Genomic DNA, 24,767 nt, shown 5'->3' on the forward strand with positions numbered 1-24,767 from the left:
TCTTTTTAATGTCTTATTTAAAAGGAATTAAGTATGTGAAAATAAGTAGGTTAAATTTAAAAAAGGACAAAAGGACAATAAAGACAAATAGCAAATAAATATTTATTTTTCGGTTTCTTTTGGTTTGATGTTTTTTTCATAACTGCCGTGCTTCAGTCTTTTAAATAAAATAGTATCTTTTAAAAATCGCTGTACACTCTTTTCGTTAAAATCAAAATTCAATCCGATAGTAACCGCTTCGGCTGTGGTAAATTTTTCGGCTAATAAATAATAGAATTTTTGTTTTTGTTCGGGCAAGGTCTGTAAATAGTCTTTTTTATTTTGGATAACCTCTAGCACTTTAAAACTACAATTCATAAAATAAGCACATAATTTTTCTGCTCCCTGTACCGCTTCCAATTGAATATAATCGGCTTGAGGTTCTTTCATTATTTGAAGCAACAAAGCCAGTCTAACAAAGTGATTGTCAAATTTTGAAGCTATTTCGCCCTTTATGTTGTTTTGATATTCATTTACTAAATTGCAGTTCTCTTTTTGCCAATTGTAAAAAAATACTTTAGCTTCGGGACTCCAATTCAATATTTTAGTTTCTTGAAGCTCTGAATTATTGTAATAATTCACAATGAAATTTTTATAGTTTTCAATTAAAGTAGAGTTACATTCCTTGTCGTTTATCGGCTCTTTAAAAACACTACTAGGATAGGCAAATAAAAATCTTTGAAAAAAACCATTATTCAATTTCGCGATAGGGAACGAGTTTTTTAATGCTCTTGGCTGTAAACCTCCAATAATTGACAAATAAGGGTTTTCAATAGATAACGGTATTGGGTTTCCTATCCTGTCAATCGTGATACCTTGGTTATTCCAAATCGATAAATAAACCGTTATTTGGTCGCCTTTTGAATAGTTATTCATTCCTTCAAAAAACGTTGCTAATTCATCGCTTAAAACAGTGCAACCTCTGCGGTTTTCTTCTAATCTTTTATTTAAAACTTCGGGTGTGAAATTAGTTAGTATGCTCTTTTTTAATTTGGGTGAAATTGGTTCGGTTAATTCCTCTTTTTCTTTTTTTGAAAGTTTGTTAAACCGTTCCAACTCGGCAAACCCAACTTTAAAAATATCGTGGTTGCCTTTATCAATATCTTTTATAGGTTTGAATATTGTATTTATGGGGTGCGTTTTATTCGCTCCAGCGTTACCAATCAAACAAGTATAAAGCGAAGCATATTCAGGCCAATTGTGTTTTACTCTTAATTGTGCTGTAGTTCCTATTGCTGTGGAAATTGCTGTTAATAGTGCCGTTCCTGTGTAATCGATAGGGAAGTTTAAACTACTATTCAGATCCAGGATTAAATCTTTGAAAAGGTTAGGGAATACATCAATAGGGAAAGGGTTTCCGCTTGCTTTAACTTCTCCTCTCATTGCTTTATCAATTGCCTTGCTTAAATCCATTCTTTTTGGTGTTTTATTTTCCATCTTCAAATAGATTTAATTGATTTATATCTGACTTTTTAAGTCGTTCAAATTCGGCGGGGTTAGTGCTTAAAAATTGAACGTATTCGCCGGTATAGTCACATTGAAACTTATCCGCCGAAGCCACTAAATTATAATTGTTTTCGAGTTCGGCTTTATAACGTGTTCCTGCTTCAATAGGAATATTCAAAGCCTTACAAATAGCATTATTTGAGGTTGTAACATATTTCAAGCCTAAATAATACCTTTTCAATTCGGGCAATTTTAAGATAGTTTCAAAGGCAAGGTTCGACCTTTCTAAAATCTCTTTACGAATTAGTAAGACTGCTTCTTGATTTTTCATCTTAATACAGTATTAGAATTAGTAATTATTTTTACAATTCTGAAAAGTAAACTTCCCGAAATTGGCTTGCAATATTGCAACCCTTTAGAAAGGAATTTTATTTTGTTTATTGTATCTTCGCCCTGACAATTAAGCATAAGATTATCGGAGGTATTAAATGTTTCTAGCATTTTTTACCTCCTTTGTTTTTGTTCAAATAATCAATTGCTTCGGCTTCGATTTCGGCATTTGTTTTTTTTCTGCCGTCTTTTATAAACTGCATCAATTCAAAAGAACTAAAATACAATTTACCCCCTTGCTTCATAAACGGTAACTCATTCCTGCTTACTTTAGAGTAAATTGTCGGAACTGACAAATTTAAAAATTCTGATGCTTCCTTTATTGAATAAAGTTTTTCGGTCTGAGAGGTCGGTTTTTCGTTACTCATTTCTAGTAACATCCTTAATGTTTCGCTTACTTCGTTGGCGAATTTAGTAAAGGCTTTCGGCAGTGTTTCAAGGGTTAAACCTTGTGTTGAATTTTCCATTTTTACTATCATTTTTGTTTGATAGCGTCAAAGATATTGGGTACTTTGTGTGAAAAATATTGCGGTCAAAACGGACAAAAAGACAGACACAACGGACAACTATTTTTATAATATATCTTTAGTTTTATTAGGTTTGAAAAATGATTTTATTTTTGTAGGCTCCCAATTATCAAAACATTTAAATACTAAATTGATAAACGGATCTTTGCTGTTTTTTTGTCCGTAGTCTTTACAAGCTAAATCAAAATAATCGTAAAACACTCTTATTACTTTGCCACTTTCACCCCGTTCGAAATCAATTTTTTGTTTTTCAATAATTTTTTCGTTTAAAAATGCACATTTAATGAATTTGTCAAATTTTTCATCAGTTAGAAATACATTTCCTTTTTTATTTTTCGTCTTTAATTTACTAAAGTGTTCAATCGTAAATTGCATCGGTATATTTTTTGCAAATTGATTTTCCTGTTTTTCTTCGCTTGAATTGTCTTCGGGAGGTGTTGGCGGTTGGGGTGCTTCAAGTTCTGATTTTTTAGTTTCTAAATATTTTATTATAGCTTTAAGGCTTACTATTCTTATATCGAAAGACCTAGCCGTTTTAACCCAATCTTCAAATGTGCCGTATTTTTTATAATCATAGTCGTTTGATATTCTATTTTTAGCATTTTTACAACCATCAATGTGTATAAAATGTTGTTCTATTTGTTCCTCTATAAAAAACATTTCATTGCAATCTGCCTCAAGTTTTGTGTATTCGAACATTAATCTAGGGTACACATAAATATACTCTTCAAGGGTAAGAAGATTTGTGGCTTGGATAGTATCTAAATAGGTTGTGTCCATTTTGCTTATAATTCAATTTTAATTTTGTTTGTCGCTTCTCTTTTGGTTGCATCAATAATCTTTGCATAAACCTGTGTAGTTTTTAGTTCACGGTGCCCTAGCATCTTTGAAACGGTGTAAATATCCGTTCCGTTTGATAGTTGCAGGGTGGCGTATGTGTGTCTAAAACAATGGAACGTAATATGTTTGGTTATTCCTGCAAGTCCTATCCACTTTGCCAAATGGCTGTTTTCGTGTGCCGAGTATTTTAAACCGTCAAATATTTTTTTGTTGCCGTCTTTGGTTTCGCCTAACAAACTATAAGCCTGTTCGCTTATTGGCATAGTTTCAATACCTCCCGTTTTTTGCTGTTCAAATTTTATAAAATAGCCGTTGCCGTCAATGTATTCTATTTCGTTCCAAACCATCTTTTGAATATCTGAAAATCTCAATCCAGTTAATGCCGAGAATAACGATACTGTTTTTAAAAGTGGGTTGGTACATTCCGTTTGTGCAAGTCTATTCAATTCTTCTATCGTCAGGTGTTCTCTGCGTGTTTCTACGGCCTTAATCTGTTCTACCTTAATATTTAAGTCAAAGGATAACTTGCCGTCTTTATAAGCCTGTTTTAATGTTGCTTTGAATTTATTAAAATAGCTTTGTGCGGTGTTTTGTGAAAGGGTTACCTTATTGCTTTTATTACTTTTTACATTCAATAAATAATCTTTAAAATCATTGCAAAATGTTTCTGTTACATCAATAAATTTAACTTCGCCTTTCGTGAAAGTTTTTAAGTATTTTAATGTAGCCTGCCAATTATCGTGGTTACTTTCTTTACGTTTTAAAGTCAATTTTTCAAAGTAAGCAACAAAGTTTTCATTACCTACTTTTTCAGCCTGTAAACGCTCTTTTTCAAAAGTGGTGTATATTTCGGGTTTGTCGAGTTGGTTCTGTTTCTTTTGGCAAATAGTTTCCGCTATTGATAGCGTTTCTTTATTATGATCTTTCTCCGTTTTTCTTTTTGGTTCGTTATACACATACATTCCTAAAAACTCCCTGCGGGTGCTTTTACCATCTTTTATAATTGATGGGTAAAAGTCTAAATACAAACTTTGTCTATTGTTTGAAATATTCTTTTTTCGTAAAGTTACTTTTGTTGCCATACTGTTATAAATTAAAAAGATTGTCGATTAATTCTTTAGGGACGTACACATACCGCCATTTTTTAATCTTTGGGATATTATGTTTTTGCATTAGTACATAAAGACCTGCTGGCGAAATATTATATTTTGTTTGTACTTCGGTTATGGTATAACATTCTGAAATATCATACTCTTTTGCTTCGGGAGGTGTTGGCGGTTCTTTGGTAGTGTCTTTTGGCATTCGCTCAAAAAGTTTGTCAATTTCGGTGCGTCTAATTCTCGTTATCCTTTCACCTAAATTGATTGCGTGGATTGTGCCATTATCAATGTAGTAATAAACGGAACGCACGGAACAATTTAGCAAAGTAGCCACGTTTTTAACCGTCAAAAATTCTTTTGATTTCAAATCTTCAATAGGTGCGGTTTTAGTTAATCGAGTTTCAATATTACTATTGTCTATTTTGATATTTCTTTTTTCATTCCTCCACGATGCTTTACTGCATTTCATACTGCAAAATTTCGTTACGGTGGTTTTTGCTGTAAATTCATTTTTACAGTTTTGGCAAATCCTTTCAATAGTTATGTTACTGCTCATTTTATATCTTTAAGTATTATTAAGACAATTTAAGTGCAATTATGTGCAAACAAAAAGGATTTTAAGGTACAAATAAACCGTCAAATCCTGATGAGGTACAAATAAGGTACAAATATAAGCATAAAAACACAAAACATAACCAAATAAACCTATATTTGTAACTAATAACAAACCTTGTATATTATGCGTTTATAAGTGTTTTAGATGGTTTTGTATTTGTTTATTTTGTGGGGGTTACTTTCCGATGCAGAAATTAGCAAAAATATTACCCAACAATTCGTCATTGGTTACTTGTCCGGTTATCATTCCGAAATGGTATAAGGCCTCTCGGATGTCTAGAGCCATTAAATCGCTAGACAAGTTGGTTTCGAGACCGTATTTTACCTTTGTAATTTCTTCAAGTGCTTTAAGTAACGAATCGTAATGCCTAGTATTAGTCACGATTGTTTCGTTATTGCGTAAGGCGCCAGTATTGACAAAGGAGAGTAATTGATTCTTTAAATCCTCAACTCCCAGTTTTTCTTTGGCAGAAATAAGTACGATTTCGGGAATTTCATTTCTTAAATTAATAATTTCTATTTCATCTAATTTGTCGGCTTTGTTACCAATTATTACAAGAGGTTTCAACGGAAATTGATTCTTAATTTTTTCTAGTTCTACCTTTAACTTTAAACCTGAAACTTTAAACTCAGAACTATCAAAAAGAAAAACGACTACTTGCGCTTGTTCGATTTTTTCGAATGTTTTTTTGATACCAATACTTTCTACGACATCTTCCGTTTCTCTAATTCCTGCGGTATCGATGAATCGGAAACCAATTCCGCCAATGACCAATTCATCTTCTATGGTGTCACGCGTTGTTCCTGCAATTTCCGAAACGATGGCACGTTCTTCATTAAGTAAAGCGTTCAATAGGGTAGATTTCCCCACATTTGGTTCACCCACTATAGCTACTGGAATTCCGTTTTTAATAACATTTCCCACAGCAAACGAGTCAATCAAACGTTTCAATACAAACTCAATCCTATTCAACAATTCGTGAAATTGAGTTCTATCAGCAAATTCAACATCTTCTTCGGCAAAGTCTAATTCGAGTTCTATCAGCGAAGCAAAATTTAACAGTTCTTCTCTTAGTTTGGCAATTTCATTACTAAAACCACCACGCATTTGCTGCATCGCAATTTGGTGGCTAGCCTCATTGTCCGACGAAATCAAATCGGCAACAGCTTCGGCTTGCGACAAATCCAGTTTTCCATTTAAGAATGCGCGCAAGGTAAATTCACCGGCATCAGCCATGCGGCAACCTTTTCGAAGTAACAACTGAATTATTTGCTGTTGGATATATGTAGAACCGTGACACGAAATTTCAATCGTATTTTCGCCAGTATACGAATTAGGTCCTTTAAAAATAGAAATTAAAACTTCATCCAAAGTTTTATTATTGTCCATAATGTGACCCAAATGTAACGTATGCGTTTTTTGGGTTGTTAATTCTTTGTTTTTTATGGATTTAAAAACAGAATTTCCTATTGCAATGGCATCTTGTCCAGAAATTCGAATTACTGCAATAGCACCCGCACCAGAGGGAGTTGCTAGTGCTACTATGGAATCTTGAGGTATCATATTTAAATTCAATTTGATGCAAAAGTAAGCAAAATTGACATGGCTACAAGACTGGCTTATTAAACCATTGACTTTATTTTTTGTTAAAAATTAGCCAAACTGATAATTATCATTCTGTTTTGTTTTTCGTTTTGTAAATTTATATAAATAATTGATTTTCAATAATATAATTGTTTTATGAAAAAGATTCTATTTCCTACTGACTTTTCAGAAGTGTCTAGAAACGCGTTTATTTACGCATTAAAATTGGCAGAATTCATTAACGCCGAAATAGTTACAATATATGTGTATCAATTGCCACAAGCCAATTATATTAATGTGTCGGAGTATTTACATGAAATGTATAATGTAACAGAACTTAGTAATTTTGAAAACTATAAAGATGAAGTTCCTGTTTTAAGAAAAATTGCAGAAGAAAACAATTTAACTCATATCAAAATATGTCATGTTTTGATTTTGGGAAATTTGGTTCCAGAAATAAAAAAAATAACAGAGAATGAAAATTTCGATTTCGTAGTTATGGGTACTAAAGGTGCCACTAGTCTTAAAGAAACTTTTTTCGGTACAATAGCCACAAAAGTAATGAATGATGTTACAGCATTAGTTTTGGCAATACCGGAGCACTGTAGATATTATCCTATCAAAAAAATACTGTTTATTACGCAATACAAACCGGAGGATACGGGTTCTTTTATAAGAGTTCTTTTTTTAGCCAAAATATTTCAAGCACCTATTGATTGCTTGCATATAGCGTCTCCGCAACATGAAATTAAAGATGAAAGCAGAGAAGATTGGAAGGTTTTAGTAGAAAACAATGAAGTTACATTTCACTCTATCAAAGGAGAAGATGTGGAAGGAATTATTTTAAATTTTATCGATTTGCACAAAATTAATTTGATAGCAATGCATGTGCATCACAGAAATTTCTTTGATAAAATTTTCGAAATCAGTCTTTCAAAAAAATTAGCATTTCACATCAATGTACCAATTTTGGCGATTCATGAATAAAATTAATTCTGATTTGAATACTCGAAAAACACTCAAAATTTATTAGTAAATGAATCCTTTAAAAGAATAGTACAAATGAAAAAAATTCTCTTTCCAACCGATTTTTCTACAGTAGCTACAAATGCTTTTGTACATGCTTTAGAATTTGCAAAAATAGTTCATGGGGAAATTGTTTTATTGCACAGCTTTGAGCTGCCAATTTATGACAATCAGTTTTTTCCTGAAAATTACGCGGTCCTTTACGATTCATTAGCGTTAGCGAAATTTGACATGTTTAAAGATGAAATCCCAAAATTGCGAGCCATAGCAGAAGAACGTCATCTTGATAAAATAAAAATGTCTCATAGATTAATGGATGGGGATTTACTTAATAATATTAAAAAATGTATCAAAGAAGATAAAATAGATTTTGTCATAATGGGAACTGCAGGAGCCACGGGATGGGATACTTTTCTTATGGGTACCAATACAGGTTCTGTAATTTCTGGAATAGATGTTCCTATGTTTTGTATCCCTATAGAAGCCAAATTCAAGAGAATTGAAGTTATCGGATTCACAACTCGTTTTAGAACCAAAGACAAAAAAGCATTAAAAATGGTTCTCCATTTAGCAAAAAATGCAGGTGCTATTGTGAAATGTTTGTATGTAAAAACGAGCGAATCAGATGTTACAAAAGTAACCATACAAGAATGGGAAGATGAATTTATTGCAGAACCGCTTCATTTTTTTATAGTCAATAGCAATGAGGTTCAGGAAAGTATTATTGATTTTATAAACTATAAAGAAGTAGATGTGTTGACCATGTTGCCCTATAAAAGAGGTTTTTTTGAAAGTATTTTTAATCCAAGCTTGACAAAAAAAATAGCAACACATTTTGATATTCCTATTTTAACCATTCCAATTGCTTGATTATAGGAGTTTAAGCAATAGTGCAGCATATCGTGCTTTATGGCAGCGCCAATAGCTATTGATTTAAAGATCATAGCGCAATCTATTTCGTATATTTGTGATTCATCAAAATCAATATGGAAATATATCAGGAGAAAAAAGCACGATTTATATCAAAAGTAACGGCAATCAACAAACAGTATAACAGCATTAGTATATTACGATTAATTGCCATTGCTTTTTTTGTTGTTTCCAGTTATTATTATATACAAAACAGTGAGGTTGTATTTCTTGTTGTTGCCGTTTGCCTATTTATAACTTTTATTGTTGTAATGCGTTTCCACACAACATTAGCGTTCAAAAGAAAACTCCATCAAAGTTTAGTAACAATCAATGAAAATGAAATAGCGTATTTAAAAAGAGATAAAATTCCTTTTGAAAATGGGCTAGAATTTATTGATTTTCAACATCCTTACGCCTATGATTTAGATATTTTTGGAGAACATTCATTGTTTCAAAACTGTAATAGAACCGCCACTTATGTTGGTAAAAAGAGATTAGCAAACCAATTGTTGACACTTTTGCCAAAGGATCAAATTAGAGATAATCAACAAGCAATCAAAGAATTATCCGAAAAATTAGATTGGCGTCAGGAATTTTTGGCTTACGCCAAAGTAGGAAATGATAATAGATCAAATTTTGAAACCTTGCTCAAGTGGACTACTTTCAATAGTATTCCGTTATCCAAGTCAAGCGTATACATTTCTTATGTATCACCAATGCTTTTTCTGGGATTTGTGATTGCGTATATTGTATCTTCAAATCTTGTTTACGCTTCAATTTTATCGTATTTATTTGTAATCAACTTAATAATTTTAGGCAGATTTATAAAGCGAATTCAATGCGAAATAGCTAATTCTACTGCAATTGATAAAACCATTCACCAATATAGTTTGCTTTTACAAAAAATAGAAGACGAAAGTTTTAAGTCTGAAAAACTAGTTGCTTTACAGAAAAAACTAAAATTCAAGAAAGAAAATGCAAGTATTCATTTGAAACATTTAGCTGACTTGTTTTCAAGAATGGATAGCATTTCAAATTTCGTAACTGCTATCGTTTTTAATGGAACTTTTTTATTTAATCTTCATGTATTAAAATCGCTAATTCAATGGAAAAATGATCATGCCGAGGTACTTGAGGAATGGCTCAATGTTATAGGCGAATTTGAAATGCTGAATAGTTTGGCCAACATGTCCTATAACAACCCCGACTTTGTATTCCCAACTTTAAATGAAAATTTTGAAGTTGATTTTACAGATTTAAGTCACCCGTTATTAAATCCTAAAACCAGAATAGGCAATAATGTACATTTTCAACCACAATCCTTTATGATTTTAACGGGTTCAAATATGTCAGGTAAAAGTACTTTTTTGAGAAGTTTAGGAATTAATATGGTTTTATCTGGAATAGGTTCGCCTGTTTGTGCAAGCCAAGCGAATGTGCATCCGTTACCCGTTTTGGTTTCGATGCGATTATCCGATTCGTTGTCCGATAGTGAATCGTATTTCTTTGCTGAAATAAAGCGCCTAAAGCAAATCATGGACGAGCTCGAAAATAGACCTGCATTTGTTTTATTGGACGAAATATTGCGCGGAACAAACTCTGATGATAAACGAAATGGAACAATTGAAGTAGTCAAAAAAGTGATTGCTAAAAAAGCAATTGGAGCCATTGCAACGCATGATATAGAAGTTTGCTTGACAACAAATGAATATCCAAATATACTAACCAATAAATGCTTTGAAGTAGAGATTGTCGATAATGAACTCCATTTTGATTACAAGTTACATGATGGAATTTGTAAAAATAGAAGCGCTACATTTTTAATGAAAAAAATGGGCGTTATATAGTTTAAATTAATAGACTTCTTAGATTTCACACTAATTAATCCATGTGCGGTTTGTCTTTGCAAGGAACGAAGCAAACTCACTAATGCAAGCAGCCGAAATTAATCATCGAAAAGGAAAACACAATGAAATTTAGCCTTGTTTAGAATAACATAAAGTGAAACGCATAAAAACAAAAACCGTCTCGATTTATCGAGACGGTTTCTTAAATATAAAAGTGGTTTGGTTAATAGCGTATATCAAATGGTAATCTTAGCTGTTTAGCATTACAGGCATTACAAGCATGGTAACAGTTTCGCCTTCCTCTAATCCATCAACTGGAGTTAAGATTCCAGCTCTATTTGGTAATGACATTTCAAGCATAATCATATCAGATTGCAAATTAGTCAACATCTCTGTCAGGAAACGAGAGTTGTAGCCTATTTGCATATCATCACCTTGGTAATCACAAGTCAATCTTTCTTCGGCTTTGTTTGAATAATCAATATCTTCTGCAGATACATTCAACTCAGCACCAGCAATTTTCAATCTAATTTGGTGTGTAGTTTTGTTCGAAAAGATAGCTACACGACGCACAGAGCTTAAAAATTGAGATCGGTCAATCATTAATTTATTTGGATTCTCTTTCGGAATTACCGCTTCGTAATTTGGATATTTTCCGTCAATTAAACGACACATTAAAACATAATTATCAAAAGAAAAAGTAGCATTCGAATCGTTATATTCAATTTTTACTTCAGCATCTGAAGTTCCAAGAATATTTTTTAAGATGTTTAAAGGTTTCTTTGGCATAATAAAATCAGCCACTTGCGAAGCCGTTACATCCGTACGAGCATATTTAACTAATTTGTGTGCATCTGTAGCTACAAATGTTAAACCTTGTGGCGAAAACTGGAAAAATACTCCAGACATAACCGGACGTAAATCATCATTTCCGGCAGCAAAAATAGTTTTGCTTATCGCAGTTGCCAAAACATCAGCTGGAACAAGTGTTACAGACGGATCATCTAAATTAACCGATTTTGGAAATTCATCTCCAGGAGCGTACGCCAAAGCATATTTTCCAGAATTAGAACTAATTTCAATCGTACTGTTTTCTTCAACGGTGAAAGTTAACGGCTGTTCTGGGAATGTTTTAAGGATTTCCAATAACAATTTTGCAGGGACAGCAACGCTTCCTTTACTTTCTGAATCAATTCCTAAAGTTGCAGACATAGTTGTCTCTAAATCTGAAGCAGAAACGGTTAGTACATTATGGTCTAAATCAAATAAAAAATTATCTAAAATAGGCAAGGTATTACTACTGTTGATAACATTTCCTAAAACTTGTAATTGTTTCAATAAGTACGAACTCGATACTATAAATTTCATCTGTTTTGTTTTATTTTTTATTGTATTCCTTTTAATTCGAAACACGATATAGGATACAAATATATCGTAAACTATTCTAGTTTGGAAACTTTTTTATTAACATCTATTTGCTGTATTTTCTTTTTCGAACGAAAGTAAACACAACACCAAAAAGTATTAAAATTAGAATTGGAAGTCCGATAGTTAGGATTTGTGTTTGGGTGTAGTTTTCATAAACTTTTTCTTTATCCAATAAAGGCAAATCAAGATCTTTACTTCGAATGTTAATAAGTCCGTTGTCATCCAATAGGTAATTGACGCAATTGATTAGGAAATCTTTGTTATCATACAAATTTCCTGACCTTTGATCGTAGCCCAATTCTATGGGTTGGAAGTTTTTATCCAATTGGTTTTTTATTAAATCACCATCAGAAATCACAATCATCTTGTTTTTTTGTCCTATTGCTTTAAACGTGTTTTGTTCAAAGGGTAGAACTCTGTTTTCAAACATGGAATGAAATGATCCTTCCAATAAAACAGATAATGGAATCTTTCCTGTGTTTAAATAATCGTTTGGCGAAGTTTTTTCGGCAACTATATTTAGATTTATCGTTGTTGGGGTTCCTATTTTTTTCGAATATTGTGAGGATTCCAACAGTATGGTTTTCTTAATTCCGTTTTTTAAAGTATCGATAGGATTTGCAAAATCAAATTTGATTCCTCCTAAATTTTTCACAATAGGATTCAAACTATTTGGATACACTTGGGGCGCAAATTTCCAATTAAATTCTTGAAATTGTGTTGCACTTCCTTGTTCTCCGGTGGCTAGTTTTATGGGACTTCCTTGTTCATCTTTTACTAAATCAGGGTTGATTCGAATGCCGTATTTAAAGAACATATCATTCAAGTTTAAATCTCGTGGATACGCCAAAGTAGATCCAGAAGGATTGTATAAACTGTCCATTTCTGCTGAGACTTGGTCAATCAGCCATAAAGTTTTCCCGCCGTTCATGATAAACTGATCTAAAACTTGTTTCTCAGCATCGGTAAACGTTTCAGTAGGTTTAGCAATTACAGCTAAATCATATTTCTCTAAAGCTTGCAAACTGGCAATAGGATTTTTTGCAACCGAATCTAAAGTAAAAGGCCCGATAAAATAACTTTCGCGGACTTGCAAAAGAAATTTAGCCATCAAAATATCTTGCAATTCTCCATTTCCTTTAATAATTGCAATTTTCTTTTGTTTGGCTTTAGTAATCTTATTGAGCGCTTCGGCAATGGAGTATTCCAAATGTTGCACAGAGCCAATCACTTTTTGTGTAGTTGACGCGCCCATAATATTTTTCAGCAGTGGAATATTTACTTCCTTATTGTCATAAACGGCAATCGCCCAAGGAAAAACCATCGCTTGGGATTGTTTTCCTTTGTCGTCAACGGTGATGTTTATTGGCGTAAGCCCTTTTCGATACAAATCTTTAATATTGTCCATGCTGGCGTCTTCGTTCTCCAAAGGATCTACGAATTCAAAAACAATATTGGAGTTATATGCCTGAAATTCTTCTAGTAATTGTTTCGTTTCTTGTTGTAAACGTTTGAATTCAGCCGGCAAATCACCTTGCATGTATACTTTTATAGATAACGGATTTTGAACTTGCTTGATGATATTCAAAGATGTAAGGGAAAGCGTGTACCTTTTATCTTTTGTTAGATCAAAACGATGAAAAAAGGAACTTCCAATCACATTCGCAACCACTACAACAGCAAGGATAATCAATATTGATTTTAGGTTATTTTTCTTAGAAGTAGTCATTACGATTTGAAAGATTTTAGATTATAAACAGTAAAGGATAGAAAGACAACGGTTATGCTTGTAAAATAAAGTATATCTCTAGTGTCTAATACGCCTCGGCTCATGCTCTTGAAATGATGTTGCATTCCTAATGAAGCAATTAAGGTCGACATGTTCGGAACAACAGTTGCTAAACCTTCAAATCCAAAATAAAAGAAAAAACATAAAAATACTGCGACAATAAAAGCTACAATTTGGTTATCAGACAAGGTTGATGTAAATATTCCTATGGCTGAATACGCAGCTATCAAGAACAATAATCCAAAATAAGAACCAATGGTGCTTCCCATATCGATATTGCCTTCTGGTATTCCTAAACTAGAAATAACGGCCACATAAATAAAGGTTGGAATAATGGCCATTACAATTAAAAGCAAAGCGCCAAGAAATTTTCCATTTACAATTTGCCAAATACTCAATGGTTTGGTCAATAATAATTCTAACGTTCCCTGTTTTTTTTCATCCGAAAAACTGCGCATCGTTACTGCAGGAATCAAGAATATTAAAATCCAAGGCGCTAGTGTGAAAAATGGAGTCAAATCAGCAAAACCAGTATTCAAAATATTATGCTCTCCTTCGAAAACCCAAAGGAACAGGCCGTTGATAATTAGAAAAATGGCGATAACTAAGTAGCCTATTGGCGAACCAAAAAAGGATTTTATCTCTCGTAAAACTATTGATTTCATTTATTTTTTGTTTAAAAGTTTAAGGTTTAAGGTTTAAAGTTTAAAGTTGCTCAACTTTAAACTAAAAAACTTTAAACCAAAGTAACTAACTTATCTACACTCCAAGCTTCTGGTTTGTCGTTGAATAATTTCTTTGTGAATGTCCAAACATCGTAAAAAAGTTCGGAATTTCTGTAATTTTCTAAATCAGCTTCGGTTTCCCAGTAGCTGTAAGTAAAGAAAATGCTATTATTATTTTTATCCTGATACAATTCTAAGAAACGATTTCCGGGCGCATTTCGTATTTTATCTTTCATCAACTCAAAGTTTTCTAAAAATGCAGGAATATGTTCCTGGTGAAAACTTAATTTTACTATGCGTACAAACATTTGGGATTTATGATTTTAGATTAACGATTTATGATTTTAAAACTGGTTACTGAACACAGCTATCTGAACACTATATTAATTATATCTCTATAATTCAATCCCAATAAGCTATTTGCAGAACCTACCTTAGAGGGGTTGCTCCTAAATATGGCAATTTCAAGAAAACCAGCTTCGTTGAAAATGGCTAATTTTTCTCCTTCATATGATTTGATCGGATATTTATCAGAACTTGCAATGGCGGAGTAGTTGGGTAAAATAGTTTTGATATTTTTGGTTTTCAAAACAATTTCGTAAGGTCTTCCTTTGGCCACTTCAATGAAATATTTTTTTGAAATATTAGTAACGACATTGCCAAAATGATCAATATAAATCACATTTCCTTTGAGCGAACTACCATCATCTGATAGCGTAGCTTGCAAATTTGTGACTTTCTTGATTGTATTAATTTCTCTACCAATAACATTCATTAAACCACCTTTGGATAGATGACAGGCTACCTTTACGAAGACATCGAGATCAGTTGCCTCATTTGGTAAACGGTCATGAATTGTAATAGCAACGATCTTTTGTGGCACAATTTTTTGCGACAGCATGCTTAAAATGCCATTATCAGCAGCTATAAAATAATGATCGTTCCATTGCATGACAATATGTTGGTTCTCTTTATTGGATTCCATATCAACTCCTATAAGATGTACGGTACCTTTTGGAAAACTAGAATACGATGCACCAATTATGTAATGTGCTTCTACTGTGTTGAATGGATCTATTTCGTGTGAAATATCAATAATAACTGCTTCGGAATACTCAGATAAAATTTTCCCTTTCAGCGCACCTACAAAGTGGTCTTTCAAGCCATAATCGGAAGTAAGGGTAATTATTGACATAAATTTGTTTATAACTATTGGTGTTTTATGAACCTAATTTTCATTAAATTTGAGAAACGCAAAGCTAAAGTATTTTAGGCTTTAATTAATTAGAATTTTAATTTGAATTTAAAACTAACACATGATCAAACCTTTATTTTATCTTCTTTTTTTCTTCTTTTGTTGCTTACAATCGCATTCACAAAAACTAGTTTACAATTCTAACGGTAACATTACCGATACTGAAAACAATGAAATTTCACCGTATCAGATACGGCATTTATTAAAAAGTAATGAAAAACTTCTCAAAGATTACAATATCGGCAGAACAAAAAAAACTATCGGCAACATATTGCTTATTTCTGGTCCAGTATTATTAGTTACAGGAACATTTGCTTACGTAATTTCAGGATTTGAATCTGGTATGAATGGAGTGTATGTTGATGAAAGTGATAGATTAATTCCAAAGATTATTGCTTTTGCTGGCCTTGCTGAACTTTTAATTGCGATTCCTGTTAAAATTGGTTTTTCTAATAAAATTAAAAATGTAGTTACGGATTATAACAATCAAAATGCAACAGGATACAAACAATTCAATGAACCAAGACTGGATCTAATTACCAATTCAAACGGAATTGGATTGAGATTAACTTTAAATTAAAAACACTAAAAATAGTATCATTTGAACGAAAGAATAATTGAGCTCATAGACATCGCTCCAAAAGACTTTTGGGGCGCTCAAGACACTCATCTTGAAACAATTAAAAAATACTATCCCAAATTAAAAATTGTCGCTCGGGGAACAACCATAAAAGCTTTTGGAGAAAAAGAGGTTTTAGACGAGTTTGAGAAACGTTTTCAAAGGCTAATGCTTCATTTTACTCGTTATAACACTATAGATAATAATGTTATAGAACGTGTAATTCTAAGTGATGGGCAACAGGTGGAGAGAATGGCCGATCACGATAAAATTTTAGTACATGGAGTAGGTGGGAAAATCATCAAACCGATGACACCCAACCAGCAATTACTGGTCGATACCATGGAAAAAAATGATATGGTATTTGCTGTTGGTCCTGCAGGAACCGGAAAAACATATACTGGAGTTGCTATGGCTGTTAAAGCTTTAAAAGAAAAACAAGTTAAACGCATCATATTGACGCGTCCGGCGGTAGAAGCAGGGGAGAACTTAGGTTTTTTACCTGGAGATATGAAGGAAAAATTAGATCCGTACATGCAACCCCTTTATGATGCTTTACGCGATATGTTACCCAATGAAAAATTAGAAGATTACATTTTAAAGGGAATTATTCAGATAGCGCCGTTGGCATTCATGCGCGGTAGAACGCTCGATAACGCTTTTGTTATTTTGGATGAAGCACAAAACACGACACATTCCCAAATGAAAATGTTCTTAACCCGTATGGGGAAGAGCGCTAAGTTTATGATTACTGGAGATCCTGGCCAGGTCGATTTACCACGAAGAACCATATCTGGACTTAAAGAAGCGTTATTGGTTTTAAAAGATATTGATGGAATAGGAATCATTTATCTGGATGACAAAGACATTGTTCGACATAGATTAGTCAAAAAAGTAATTGATGCCTATAAAATGATTGAAAATAACGATTAGAATTATAATTTCATCGACATCAAATGTCTTAATTTTAGGCAAGTTGCTGGGATGTAATAAACAAATAGTACTTTGCAGCACTTATTATCAAGTTTAAAATTTGAATTAAAAAAATACAAAAAACTTCATTAATTCTTGCATAAAAAGCTGAATTAATGAAGTTAATTTGTTACCCTTTCAAATAAATTTAAATTAAATATTAATATTTTTAGGCGATGTAAAGTAGATAGAAATGGTCTTTAAAATTGATATATTCCCAAGTCTTACTTACATTAAGAATGAATAATATTGAAACTAGATAAAATAAAAGTATGACTTTCTTTTACAGTTAATAATTAAATATTTTCATTTTTGTCCTCAACAATTTTATCGTTTAAATTGGGATAATTTTCTTCCCTTTGTTTTTTATTCGAATAAAAAATGTTCCAAAACGTTAGGCACATATAAATTAAAAAAATTATGCCTCCAATAATAAAAAAACTGATACTCATGGTTTTCTTCTTTGACGGATTGCTATTGCGAATAATAAAATTGTTCCTGGCCAATGAGCCGAATATAAAGCTTCTTCTTGCCTTCCGGCTAATCCTAACCCAATTGAATATAACATGCAAATGAACGCTAATATTATTGGATACCACTTTAAAACAAATGATTTCATATGATATATTTAAATTTTTTACTAATATAAGTAAAAATTAACAAATTTTAAAATTTAATTTAGATTAAACGTTAATTTATTGTAAGACCGCATAAGTTTTATTGAGAACCATTGCTATAAAAATCTTAAACTAAATAAAAGAAGTTAAAAATACCGATTTTTAATTTTTGAAGTATATTGCTTTTGTATTATTGCCGTAAAAAATAGTAAGCTACACGGTTAGGAATAGATAGTTAAAAAAAAATTTTAATAAACACTAAACTGTTTTGATTGTGTTGCTTGAACAAAATGTGATGTTAAACTATAATCAGATAGCATTTAGCAAGATTCATCGCAATAAGTATTTTTGAGTTTTTCAAGAAAGTATCGATTTTTTTGAAGCTACAATATCATTTTTTTTAAGATCGTATGAATCAATGCCTTAAAAGCAAAATTTTAATTTTTTAATATCTATGCAAAACCCAAATAAACCTATTTTAAAACAAATTAAACAAATGAATAAAATAATTACTGTTATCCTCGCTATTCTTTTTTCAATTTCAGCTCAAAGTCAATCGCTAAAACTCGAAGAAATCATGAAAGGAAATGCTTTCATTGGAGTTTCTCCAGAAAACGAAAGATGGTCTTTAGATGGACAAAAAGTGTATTTTGATTGGAATCCAAATAATGAATTGGGAACCAGCACTTATTTTTGGAAAAACGGATTATCAAAACCTGAATTGGCATCACCAAATGAAGCTGCTTTTTCGAAATTAGATTTCAAAAAAACTACCAATCCCGATTTGTATTATTACATCGATAAAGGAAGACTATTTTCATATTCTTTGAAAAGTAAAACCTCGAAAAAACTCTATCAGCAAAGTAGTCCGATTGCTAATTTACAAATGGGTGCTGTTCCGGGTATACTTTATTTCAGACAAAATGAAAATCTTTTTCAGTTCAATACCAATGAAGGGTCCATTATTCAAATCACAAACTTTCGTAAAGGAAAATCGGATGAGAAAACCACAGATAAAGAGTCTTTTTTGAAAAACCAACAAGAGGAATTGTTTCAATTCGTCAGAGATCAAGAAGCACTTAAAAAATGGAATTTGGCAAAATCAAAAGCTACAAAATCTGATTTTCCAAAGCCCTATTTTTATGGAAAAAATACCTTTGGAAGTTTGAAAGTGGATCCAAAAGGAAACTTCGCCACCTTTAGATTAATAGAAGATTCAGAACGCAAGAGTGAAAAAATGGAACTTTTCATAACTGCTGATGGTTACAACCAAATTGAAGAAACGAAAGAAAAAGTTTCAGTAGATAATGTATTGGCTACTAAATTCGGGATTTATAACATCGCCAAAGATTCTGTTTATTTTGTAAATTTTTCATCGTTGAGTCACATTCAGGATGTTCCTAAATATTTTGAGTTGTATGAAAAATCAAAAACTGCAGCAAAAAAGGACAAACTAATTGTAGTTCAAGAACCTGTTTATAATGAAAACGGTTCATATGCAATTAGTGAAATAAGAAGTCAGGACAATAAAGACCGATGGATTGTTAGTTTAAATTTAGAAAATGGAACTTTTCAAGAATTAGATCATCAACATGATGAAGCTTGGATAGGAGGACCTGGAATCCCTTCTAATTCTTACGCACGAGGTACACTTGGATTTTTGGGAGATAATGAAACGGTTTATTTTCAATCCGAAGAAACGGGTTATTCTCATTTATACACTTATAATTTAAAGTCAAAAAAGAAAACACAGTTGACCAAAGGAAATTGGGAAGTGCGTAACGTAAGTTTGTCAAAAGACAAAAAGTCTTTTTATTTAACCGCAACGACTACTCATCCGGGAAACAGAAATTTTTATAAAGTAGACGTGGCAAATGCCGTTTTGCAACCTATTTTAACTAAAGATGGCGCTAATGAAGTGAGTTTGTCTCCAGATGAAAGTACCCTATTAGTTCGTTATTCCTACAAAAATAAACCTTGGGAATTGTACGTAGCGCCTAATAAAATGAATACCAACTTAAATCAGATAACGTTTTCAACATCGGAAAGTTTCAAAGGATATTCATGGCGTGAACCGGAAGTAATTACTTTCAAAGCGCAGGATGGAACTCCTGTAAATGCCAGATTATACAAACCACAAACTGCGAATGCGAATAAAGCTGCAATTTTGTTTGTTCATGGTGCAGGTTATTTGCAAAACGCACACAACTATTGGAGTACGTACCACAGAGAATATATGTTTCATAATTTATTAGTCGATTTAGGTTATACCGTTTTAGATATTGATTACAGGGGAAGTGATGGATATGGACGAGATTTTAGAACAGGAATTTACCGTTTTATGGGCGGAAAAGATTTAACAGATCAAATAGACGGTAAGAAATATCTAGTCGAAAATCATGGAATTGATGCTTCAAAAGTTGGGATTTATGGGGGTTCTTACGGAGGTTTCATCACGTTGATGGGAATGTTAACAACTCCAAAAGAGTTTGCCTCTGGAGCTGCATTACGTTCTGTTACTGATTGGGCGCATTACAATCATGGCTACACAGGAAACATTCTTAATTTCCCAGAAACAGATCCAGATGCTTACAAAAAAAGTTCTCCAATCTATTTTGCAGATAATTTACAAGGCGATTTGTTGATGCTTCACGGAATGGTCGATGACAATGTAGAATACAAAGATATCGTTCGTTTGTCTCAGCGTTTTATCGAATTAGGGAAGAAAAAATGGAGTTTGTCCAGTTTTCCAGTGGAAGCACACGGTTTTAAAGAAACTTATTCTTGGATTGACGAATACAGCCGAATCTTAGACTTATTCAACGAAACGTTGCTTAAAAAATAACTTTACAGCTAAAAATGAAATTTAAGAGTTAGCTTCTTTGCGAAACTCTATGAAATAGTTTTAAATTTGCAGGAACAAAAACACACACACAACTAGTATAATGAGCAACACCATCACAACTACTGATTTTAATTTTCCAAACCAAAAATCTGTTTACCGCGGTAAAGTAAGAGAAGTGTATAATATCAATGATGAATTATTGGTTATGGTAGCTACGGACAGGCTTTCGGCTTTTGATGTAGTTTTACCAAAAGGAATTCCATATAAAGGTCAGATTCTTAATCAAATTGCTACTAAATTCATGGAATTGACGCAGGATATTGTTCCGAACTGGCTAATTGCAACTCCTGATCCTAATGTGGCTGTGGGGTATTTATGTGAGCCTTTTAAAGTTGAAATGGTAATTCGTGGCTATGTTTCAGGTCATGCTGCTCGTGAATATGCGCTTGGCAAAAGAGAAATTTGCGGCGTGAAAATGCCAGATTATTTGAAAGAGAATGATAAATTCCCAGAACCTATTATTACGCCGACTACCAAAGCGGATAACGGAGAGCACGATGCGGATATTTCTCGTGAGGATATTTTATCGAAAGGAATTGTTTCAGAAGAAGACTATATCGTTTTAGAAAAATTCACTAGAGATTTGTTTCAAAGAGGAACTGAAATTGCTGCTAGTCGTGGTTTGATTTTGGTGGACACCAAATATGAATTTGGTAAAACTAAAGAAGGGGTTATTGTCTTAATTGACGAAATTCACACACCGGATTCTTCTCGTTATTTTTACGCCGAAGGATATCAGGAACGTCAAAACAGCGAAGAAGAACAAAAACAATTATCTAAAGAGTTTGTTCGTCGTTGGTTAATCGAAAATGGTTTTCAAGGTCTGGAAGGGCAACAAATTCCTAATATGACAGACGAATATATAGAAACTGTTTCTGAAAGATATATTGAATTATACGAAAATATCTTAGGAGAAAAATTCGTAAAAGCAGACATCACCAATATAGATGAAAGAATAGAGAAAAATGTTTTAGAATATCTAGCGAACAGATAGCACATTTGGCATATGGGTAAATAGAAACCGCAATTCATAATTTTGAATTGCGGTTTTTTATTTTTTAAATGATGATTCATAACAAGTAATCCATTCTTCTACTGCTATTTTTTGCACGAGTTCAGCAATTAAATAAAAGGGATTTGGTCGATCTTTTTAAATCGGATGCAACTTTTTCCCATATCTAATTTTTGTTTGCTGTGTTTTGGGTATTCGGAGACAAACCAATTCAGTAATTCCGGTTTAGCATAAATTCCCATGTGGTAAAGTGCAATGAAGTTTTTTTGGGAAGCAATAGTTATAAAGGGTAACGGAAGTTTTGGTTCACAATGATATCCGTTTGGATAGATGGAATGTGGCACTACATAACCAATCATGCCATAGGACATTTGTTCAACAAATCCATTCGGAATATTCTCTTGTATAGTTTTCCGAAGTTTTGCAAAAGCAATTTTTCTATCCTTGGGGATTTCTTCTAAATACGCTTCTATTGATTTGGCAGTAGATTGCATTTTTATTAATTGTATCAGTAAAGTTAACAAAAAAACCGCAATTCATAATTTGAACTGCGGTTTTTAGCCCCGATAAAAGTGGAAATCCTTTCTAGTCCTGAACTTGTTTCAGGATCCTGAAACAAGTTCAGGACTAGAAAGATTGCAACAGATAGCGGGATTAGCTCCAAAAAACTATTTGAAATAAGAGAATGTTTCTTCGTTTTCTAATTTCAATAAGGTTTCATAAATCAATTTAATCACGTTTTCAACGTCATCACGATGCACCATTTCAACCGTAGTGTGCATATAACGCAAAGGCAAGGATATCAAAGCCGAAGCTACGCCGCCATTACTGTATGCAAAAGCATCGGTATCCGTACCCGTAACACGAGAAGAAGCCAGTCTTTGGAACGGAATGTCATTTGCAATAGCAGTGTCTAAAATCAATTCTCTCAAATTATTCTGAACAGCAGGAGCGTAAGTTACTACAGGACCTTTACCAATTTTTGTATCACCTTCAATTTTCTTTTCGATCATTGGAGTAGTGGAGTCATGGCAAACATCAGTGACAATCGCAACATTCGGTTTGATGGTTTTGGTAATCATTTCTGCACCACGAAGACCTACTTCTTCCTGAACCGAATTGGTGATATACAATCCAAAAGGAAGTTTTATTTTGTTTTCGTGCATTAAACGAGCTACTTCGGCAATCATAAATCCTCCCATACGGTTGTCAATGGCGCGACAAACAAATTTGTTTTCGTTCAAAATCATGAATTCATCAGGATATGTAATCACGCAACCTACATGAACTCCCATGTTATCTACCTGTTCTTTTGTTTCACAACCAATGTCAATGAATAAATTGTCCACTTTTGCTACTTCTTCTTTTCCTCTATTTCGAGTATGAATAGCCGGCCAGCCAAAAACACCTTTTACAATTCCTGCTTTAGTATGAATGTTAACGCGTTTCGAAGGTGCAATTTGGTGATCTGAACCACCATTTCTAATCACATAGATTAATCCATCATCCGTAATATAATTAACGTACCATGAAATTTCGTCAGCATGACCTTCAATCACTACCTTATAAGGTGCATCTGGATTTATGATACCAACAGCAGAACCATAAGTATCCGTTATAAAAGTATCTACATAAGGTTTCAGGTATTCCATCCATAATTTCTGCCCGCCACTTTCATAACCTGTGGGTGATGCATTATTAAGGTAGTTTTCTAAAAACTCAAGTGATGACTTGTTTAATATTGATTTAGTGCTCATAAAATTATTTTTTTGCTAAATTATAAATTTGGCATTACACTTGTGTATATAATGTATAATTTTGGCAATTAAATTTCCCTATATGAAGCTAATTAAATTTTTGTTTTTTTGTTTATTTACCACCCTGTCTCTTAATGCACAGGTCATACCTCAGGATACTACAAAGATGGGGTATGAGTTAGAAGATGACGAATCGATACTGAATGATACTATTCAATTACCCGAAGTGTTAATATATAAGGGAAAAATGGATCCCGATGCAAGAAAGCAATTTTTACTGCTACAAAGTCGCGTGTACAAAACCTATCCTTATGCAAAACTAGCGTCTGAGAGATTAACCATTCTTAATAAAGGAATGGCAAACCTTAAAACAAATAAGGAGAAAAAAAGATACTTTAAGATAGTAGAGAATTATTTGAGTAATGAGTTCGAAGCTAAACTTAAAAAGCTTTCTCGTAAACAAGGCCAAATATTAGTCAAATTGATTCATCGACAAACAGGCACTACAACATATGAGTTGGTCAAAAATCTCAAAAGTGGTTGGAAAGCTTTTTGGTCTAATACGGCGGCAAGTATGTTTGACATTAATTTGAAAACAAAGTACGCACCTTTCGATGTTAATGAAGACTATCTGATAGAAACGATATTAGTGCGGGCTTTCGATTCGGGAAGATTACAAAATCAGAATCCGGCTAAACCAGTTGATTATGATAATCTAACTGACTCTTGGGAATCTAGAGCTGAAAAGTTGAAAAAGTAATTTTTTTTTGGCGTTCCACCTTATATATACAAAGGCGATTATCGAAAAGGATAATCGCCTTTGTATATATAAGGAGTCGGGCTCATCGCTACAAGTCCTCGTTAAGTTCCGTTGCACTTCACTTACCTGTGGGCTATTCGCTGCTATCCCTAACGCGCGCCCAGAATATTTAGGATAATCAGTCCAATCCAGAGAATAAGAACTAACGCCAACCCAAAATCTGGTTACCTTATATATAGTAGAAAATGAAAAAGCGATTAGTATGTAAGGAAAAGCATTTTATCTATCTCGAGTATTTTTTTGGTTAGAATACTGTTAAGGCAGGCTATTTTGAAAGATTCAGGCAAGGAGAAGTGCTGTTCAAACAAGAACAAAGAACGAATTCCGAAAGATCTAAGAAATATATCCAGGTAACATACGCATGTATTTAGGTATGCAAAGCCTATTTTTTCATGCATTTCATCACCCTCTGCTTTGTAGCGTGGTTGTGAGCGAAAAAAACTTCACTTACAAAATTCACGTTTACAGTGATTTAAAACATAAGTTAAGAAAAAGGCAAAAAAAAGTAAATAAAAAGCTTGTAGAAGTGAATAAAGGTGGT

Annotated in this window: 23 protein-coding genes and 1 pseudogene; 9 read left to right on the plus strand and 15 right to left on the minus strand. The window is 32.9% G+C overall.

What is annotated here, in order from left to right; translation table 11 throughout:
- Positions 1 to 102 precede the first annotated feature (102 nt).
- The 7 genes from ACNQGB_RS14575 to mnmE all read right to left on the minus strand — a co-directional run bounded on the left by ACNQGB_RS14575 (position 103) and on the right by mnmE (position 6,521).
- Positions 103 to 1,476, minus strand: coding sequence for a DUF3987 domain-containing protein (locus tag ACNQGB_RS14575; RefSeq protein WP_417944807.1), 1,374 nt, complete (start codon positions 1,474 to 1,476; stop codon positions 103 to 105).
- Positions 1,466 to 1,816, minus strand: coding sequence for a hypothetical protein (locus ACNQGB_RS14580; RefSeq protein ID WP_417944805.1), 351 nt, complete (start codon positions 1,814 to 1,816; stop codon positions 1,466 to 1,468). Before ACNQGB_RS14580 ends, ACNQGB_RS14575 begins: the two co-directional genes overlap by 11 nt.
- Positions 1,817 to 1,979: 163 nt before the next feature.
- Positions 1,980 to 2,342 (minus strand): helix-turn-helix domain-containing protein, encoded by a 363-nt coding sequence (locus ACNQGB_RS14585; protein WP_417944803.1) that lies wholly within the window; start codon positions 2,340 to 2,342, stop codon positions 1,980 to 1,982.
- Positions 2,343 to 2,447: 105 nt separating this feature from the next.
- Positions 2,448 to 3,182, minus strand: a complete 735-nt coding sequence (locus ACNQGB_RS14590) for a hypothetical protein (RefSeq protein WP_417944801.1) — start codon at positions 3,180 to 3,182, stop codon at positions 2,448 to 2,450.
- A 5-nt stretch (positions 3,183 to 3,187) separates the two neighbouring features.
- Positions 3,188 to 4,324, minus strand: a complete 1,137-nt coding sequence (locus ACNQGB_RS14595; RefSeq protein WP_417944799.1) for a site-specific integrase — start codon at positions 4,322 to 4,324, stop codon at positions 3,188 to 3,190.
- Between the two features lie 4 nt (positions 4,325 to 4,328).
- Positions 4,329 to 4,898 carry a helix-turn-helix domain-containing protein gene (locus tag ACNQGB_RS14600; protein WP_417944798.1) on the minus strand — a complete coding sequence of 190 codons (570 nt, stop codon included), beginning with the start codon at positions 4,896 to 4,898 and terminating at the stop codon, positions 4,329 to 4,331.
- 234 nt (positions 4,899 to 5,132) lie between these two features.
- A complete protein-coding gene (gene mnmE / locus ACNQGB_RS14605; RefSeq protein ID WP_417944797.1) occupies positions 5,133 to 6,521 on the minus strand; it encodes a tRNA uridine-5-carboxymethylaminomethyl(34) synthesis GTPase MnmE in 1,389 nt (462 codons plus the stop codon).
- A gap of 177 nt (positions 6,522 to 6,698) precedes the next feature.
- Between mnmE and ACNQGB_RS14610 the strand changes: the two genes are divergently transcribed.
- From ACNQGB_RS14610 to ACNQGB_RS14620, 3 genes are all read left to right on the plus strand, one after another.
- On the plus strand, positions 6,699 to 7,529 hold the full coding sequence (locus tag ACNQGB_RS14610; protein WP_417944796.1) for a universal stress protein: 831 nt from the start codon (positions 6,699 to 6,701) through the stop codon (positions 7,527 to 7,529).
- A 75-nt stretch (positions 7,530 to 7,604) separates the two neighbouring features.
- On the plus strand, positions 7,605 to 8,438 hold the full coding sequence (locus ACNQGB_RS14615) for a universal stress protein (RefSeq protein ID WP_417944794.1): 834 nt from the start codon (positions 7,605 to 7,607) through the stop codon (positions 8,436 to 8,438).
- 116 nt (positions 8,439 to 8,554) lie between these two features.
- Positions 8,555 to 10,327: a MutS-related protein gene (locus tag ACNQGB_RS14620; RefSeq protein ID WP_417944792.1), complete on the plus strand. Its 1,773-nt coding sequence runs from the start codon at positions 8,555 to 8,557 to the stop codon at positions 10,325 to 10,327.
- Between the two features lie 249 nt (positions 10,328 to 10,576).
- Here the strand turns inward: ACNQGB_RS14620 and dnaN are convergent, their stop codons facing one another.
- From dnaN to ACNQGB_RS14645, 5 genes are all read right to left on the minus strand, one after another.
- Positions 10,577 to 11,695, minus strand: coding sequence for a DNA polymerase III subunit beta (dnaN, locus tag ACNQGB_RS14625; RefSeq protein ID WP_099715409.1), 1,119 nt, complete (start codon positions 11,693 to 11,695; stop codon positions 10,577 to 10,579).
- Between the two features lie 103 nt (positions 11,696 to 11,798).
- The gene (gldG, locus tag ACNQGB_RS14630; protein ID WP_417944790.1) at positions 11,799 to 13,484 is read right to left on the minus strand and encodes a gliding motility-associated ABC transporter substrate-binding protein GldG; all 1,686 of its coding nucleotides are present in this window, start codon (positions 13,482 to 13,484) and stop codon (positions 11,799 to 11,801) included.
- Positions 13,484 to 14,209, minus strand: a complete 726-nt coding sequence (gldF, locus tag ACNQGB_RS14635; RefSeq protein WP_417944788.1) for a gliding motility-associated ABC transporter permease subunit GldF — start codon at positions 14,207 to 14,209, stop codon at positions 13,484 to 13,486. Before gldF ends, gldG begins: the two co-directional genes overlap by 1 nt.
- A 71-nt stretch (positions 14,210 to 14,280) precedes the next feature.
- Positions 14,281 to 14,577 carry a putative quinol monooxygenase gene (locus tag ACNQGB_RS14640; RefSeq protein WP_417944786.1) on the minus strand — a complete coding sequence of 99 codons (297 nt, stop codon included), beginning with the start codon at positions 14,575 to 14,577 and terminating at the stop codon, positions 14,281 to 14,283.
- A 59-nt stretch (positions 14,578 to 14,636) separates the two neighbouring features.
- A complete protein-coding gene (locus ACNQGB_RS14645) occupies positions 14,637 to 15,464 on the minus strand; it encodes an SAM hydrolase/SAM-dependent halogenase family protein (protein WP_417944784.1) in 828 nt (275 codons plus the stop codon).
- A gap of 121 nt (positions 15,465 to 15,585) precedes the next feature.
- Here ACNQGB_RS14645 and ACNQGB_RS14650 point away from each other — a divergent pair, with 121 nt between their 5' ends.
- Together ACNQGB_RS14650 and ACNQGB_RS14655 are read left to right on the plus strand one after the other, a co-directional pair.
- A complete protein-coding gene (locus ACNQGB_RS14650; RefSeq protein ID WP_417944782.1) occupies positions 15,586 to 16,104 on the plus strand; it encodes a hypothetical protein in 519 nt (172 codons plus the stop codon).
- A gap of 21 nt (positions 16,105 to 16,125) precedes the next feature.
- A complete protein-coding gene (locus ACNQGB_RS14655; RefSeq protein ID WP_417944780.1) occupies positions 16,126 to 17,076 on the plus strand; it encodes a PhoH family protein in 951 nt (316 codons plus the stop codon).
- Positions 17,077 to 17,563: 487 nt separating this feature from the next.
- Here ACNQGB_RS14655 and ACNQGB_RS14660 read toward each other — a convergent pair whose 3' ends face one another.
- Positions 17,564 to 17,734, minus strand: a complete 171-nt coding sequence (locus tag ACNQGB_RS14660) for a hypothetical protein (protein ID WP_417944778.1) — start codon at positions 17,732 to 17,734, stop codon at positions 17,564 to 17,566.
- Between the two features lie 494 nt (positions 17,735 to 18,228).
- On the opposite strand from ACNQGB_RS14660, the gene ACNQGB_RS14665 reads away from it, so the two are divergent.
- Entirely contained in the window at positions 18,229 to 20,577 is a 2,349-nt protein-coding gene (locus ACNQGB_RS14665) for a S9 family peptidase (RefSeq protein ID WP_417944777.1), read from the plus strand.
- 100 nt (positions 20,578 to 20,677) lie between these two features.
- Positions 20,678 to 21,631: a phosphoribosylaminoimidazolesuccinocarboxamide synthase gene (locus ACNQGB_RS14670; RefSeq protein WP_417944775.1), complete on the plus strand. Its 954-nt coding sequence runs from the start codon at positions 20,678 to 20,680 to the stop codon at positions 21,629 to 21,631.
- Between the two features lie 57 nt (positions 21,632 to 21,688).
- Here ACNQGB_RS14670 and ACNQGB_RS14675 read toward each other — a convergent pair.
- Together ACNQGB_RS14675 and ACNQGB_RS14680 are read right to left on the minus strand one after the other, a co-directional pair.
- Positions 21,689 to 22,143 (minus strand): annotated as a pseudogene (locus ACNQGB_RS14675) (DUF1801 domain-containing protein).
- Between the two features lie 174 nt (positions 22,144 to 22,317).
- Positions 22,318 to 23,406 (minus strand): M42 family metallopeptidase, encoded by a 1,089-nt coding sequence (locus ACNQGB_RS14680; RefSeq protein ID WP_417944774.1) that lies wholly within the window; start codon positions 23,404 to 23,406, stop codon positions 22,318 to 22,320.
- An 82-nt stretch (positions 23,407 to 23,488) separates the two neighbouring features.
- Between ACNQGB_RS14680 and ACNQGB_RS14685 the strand changes: the two genes are divergently transcribed.
- The gene (locus ACNQGB_RS14685; protein WP_417944773.1) at positions 23,489 to 24,166 is read left to right on the plus strand and encodes a DUF4294 domain-containing protein; all 678 of its coding nucleotides are present in this window, start codon (positions 23,489 to 23,491) and stop codon (positions 24,164 to 24,166) included.
- Positions 24,167 to 24,587: 421 nt separating this feature from the next.
- Positions 24,588 to 24,767, plus strand: a 180-nt coding sequence (locus ACNQGB_RS14690) for a hypothetical protein (RefSeq protein WP_472777131.1), incomplete at its 3' end; no start/stop codon positions are given.

It is taken from the genome of Flavobacterium frigidum (genome assembly GCF_048286795.2).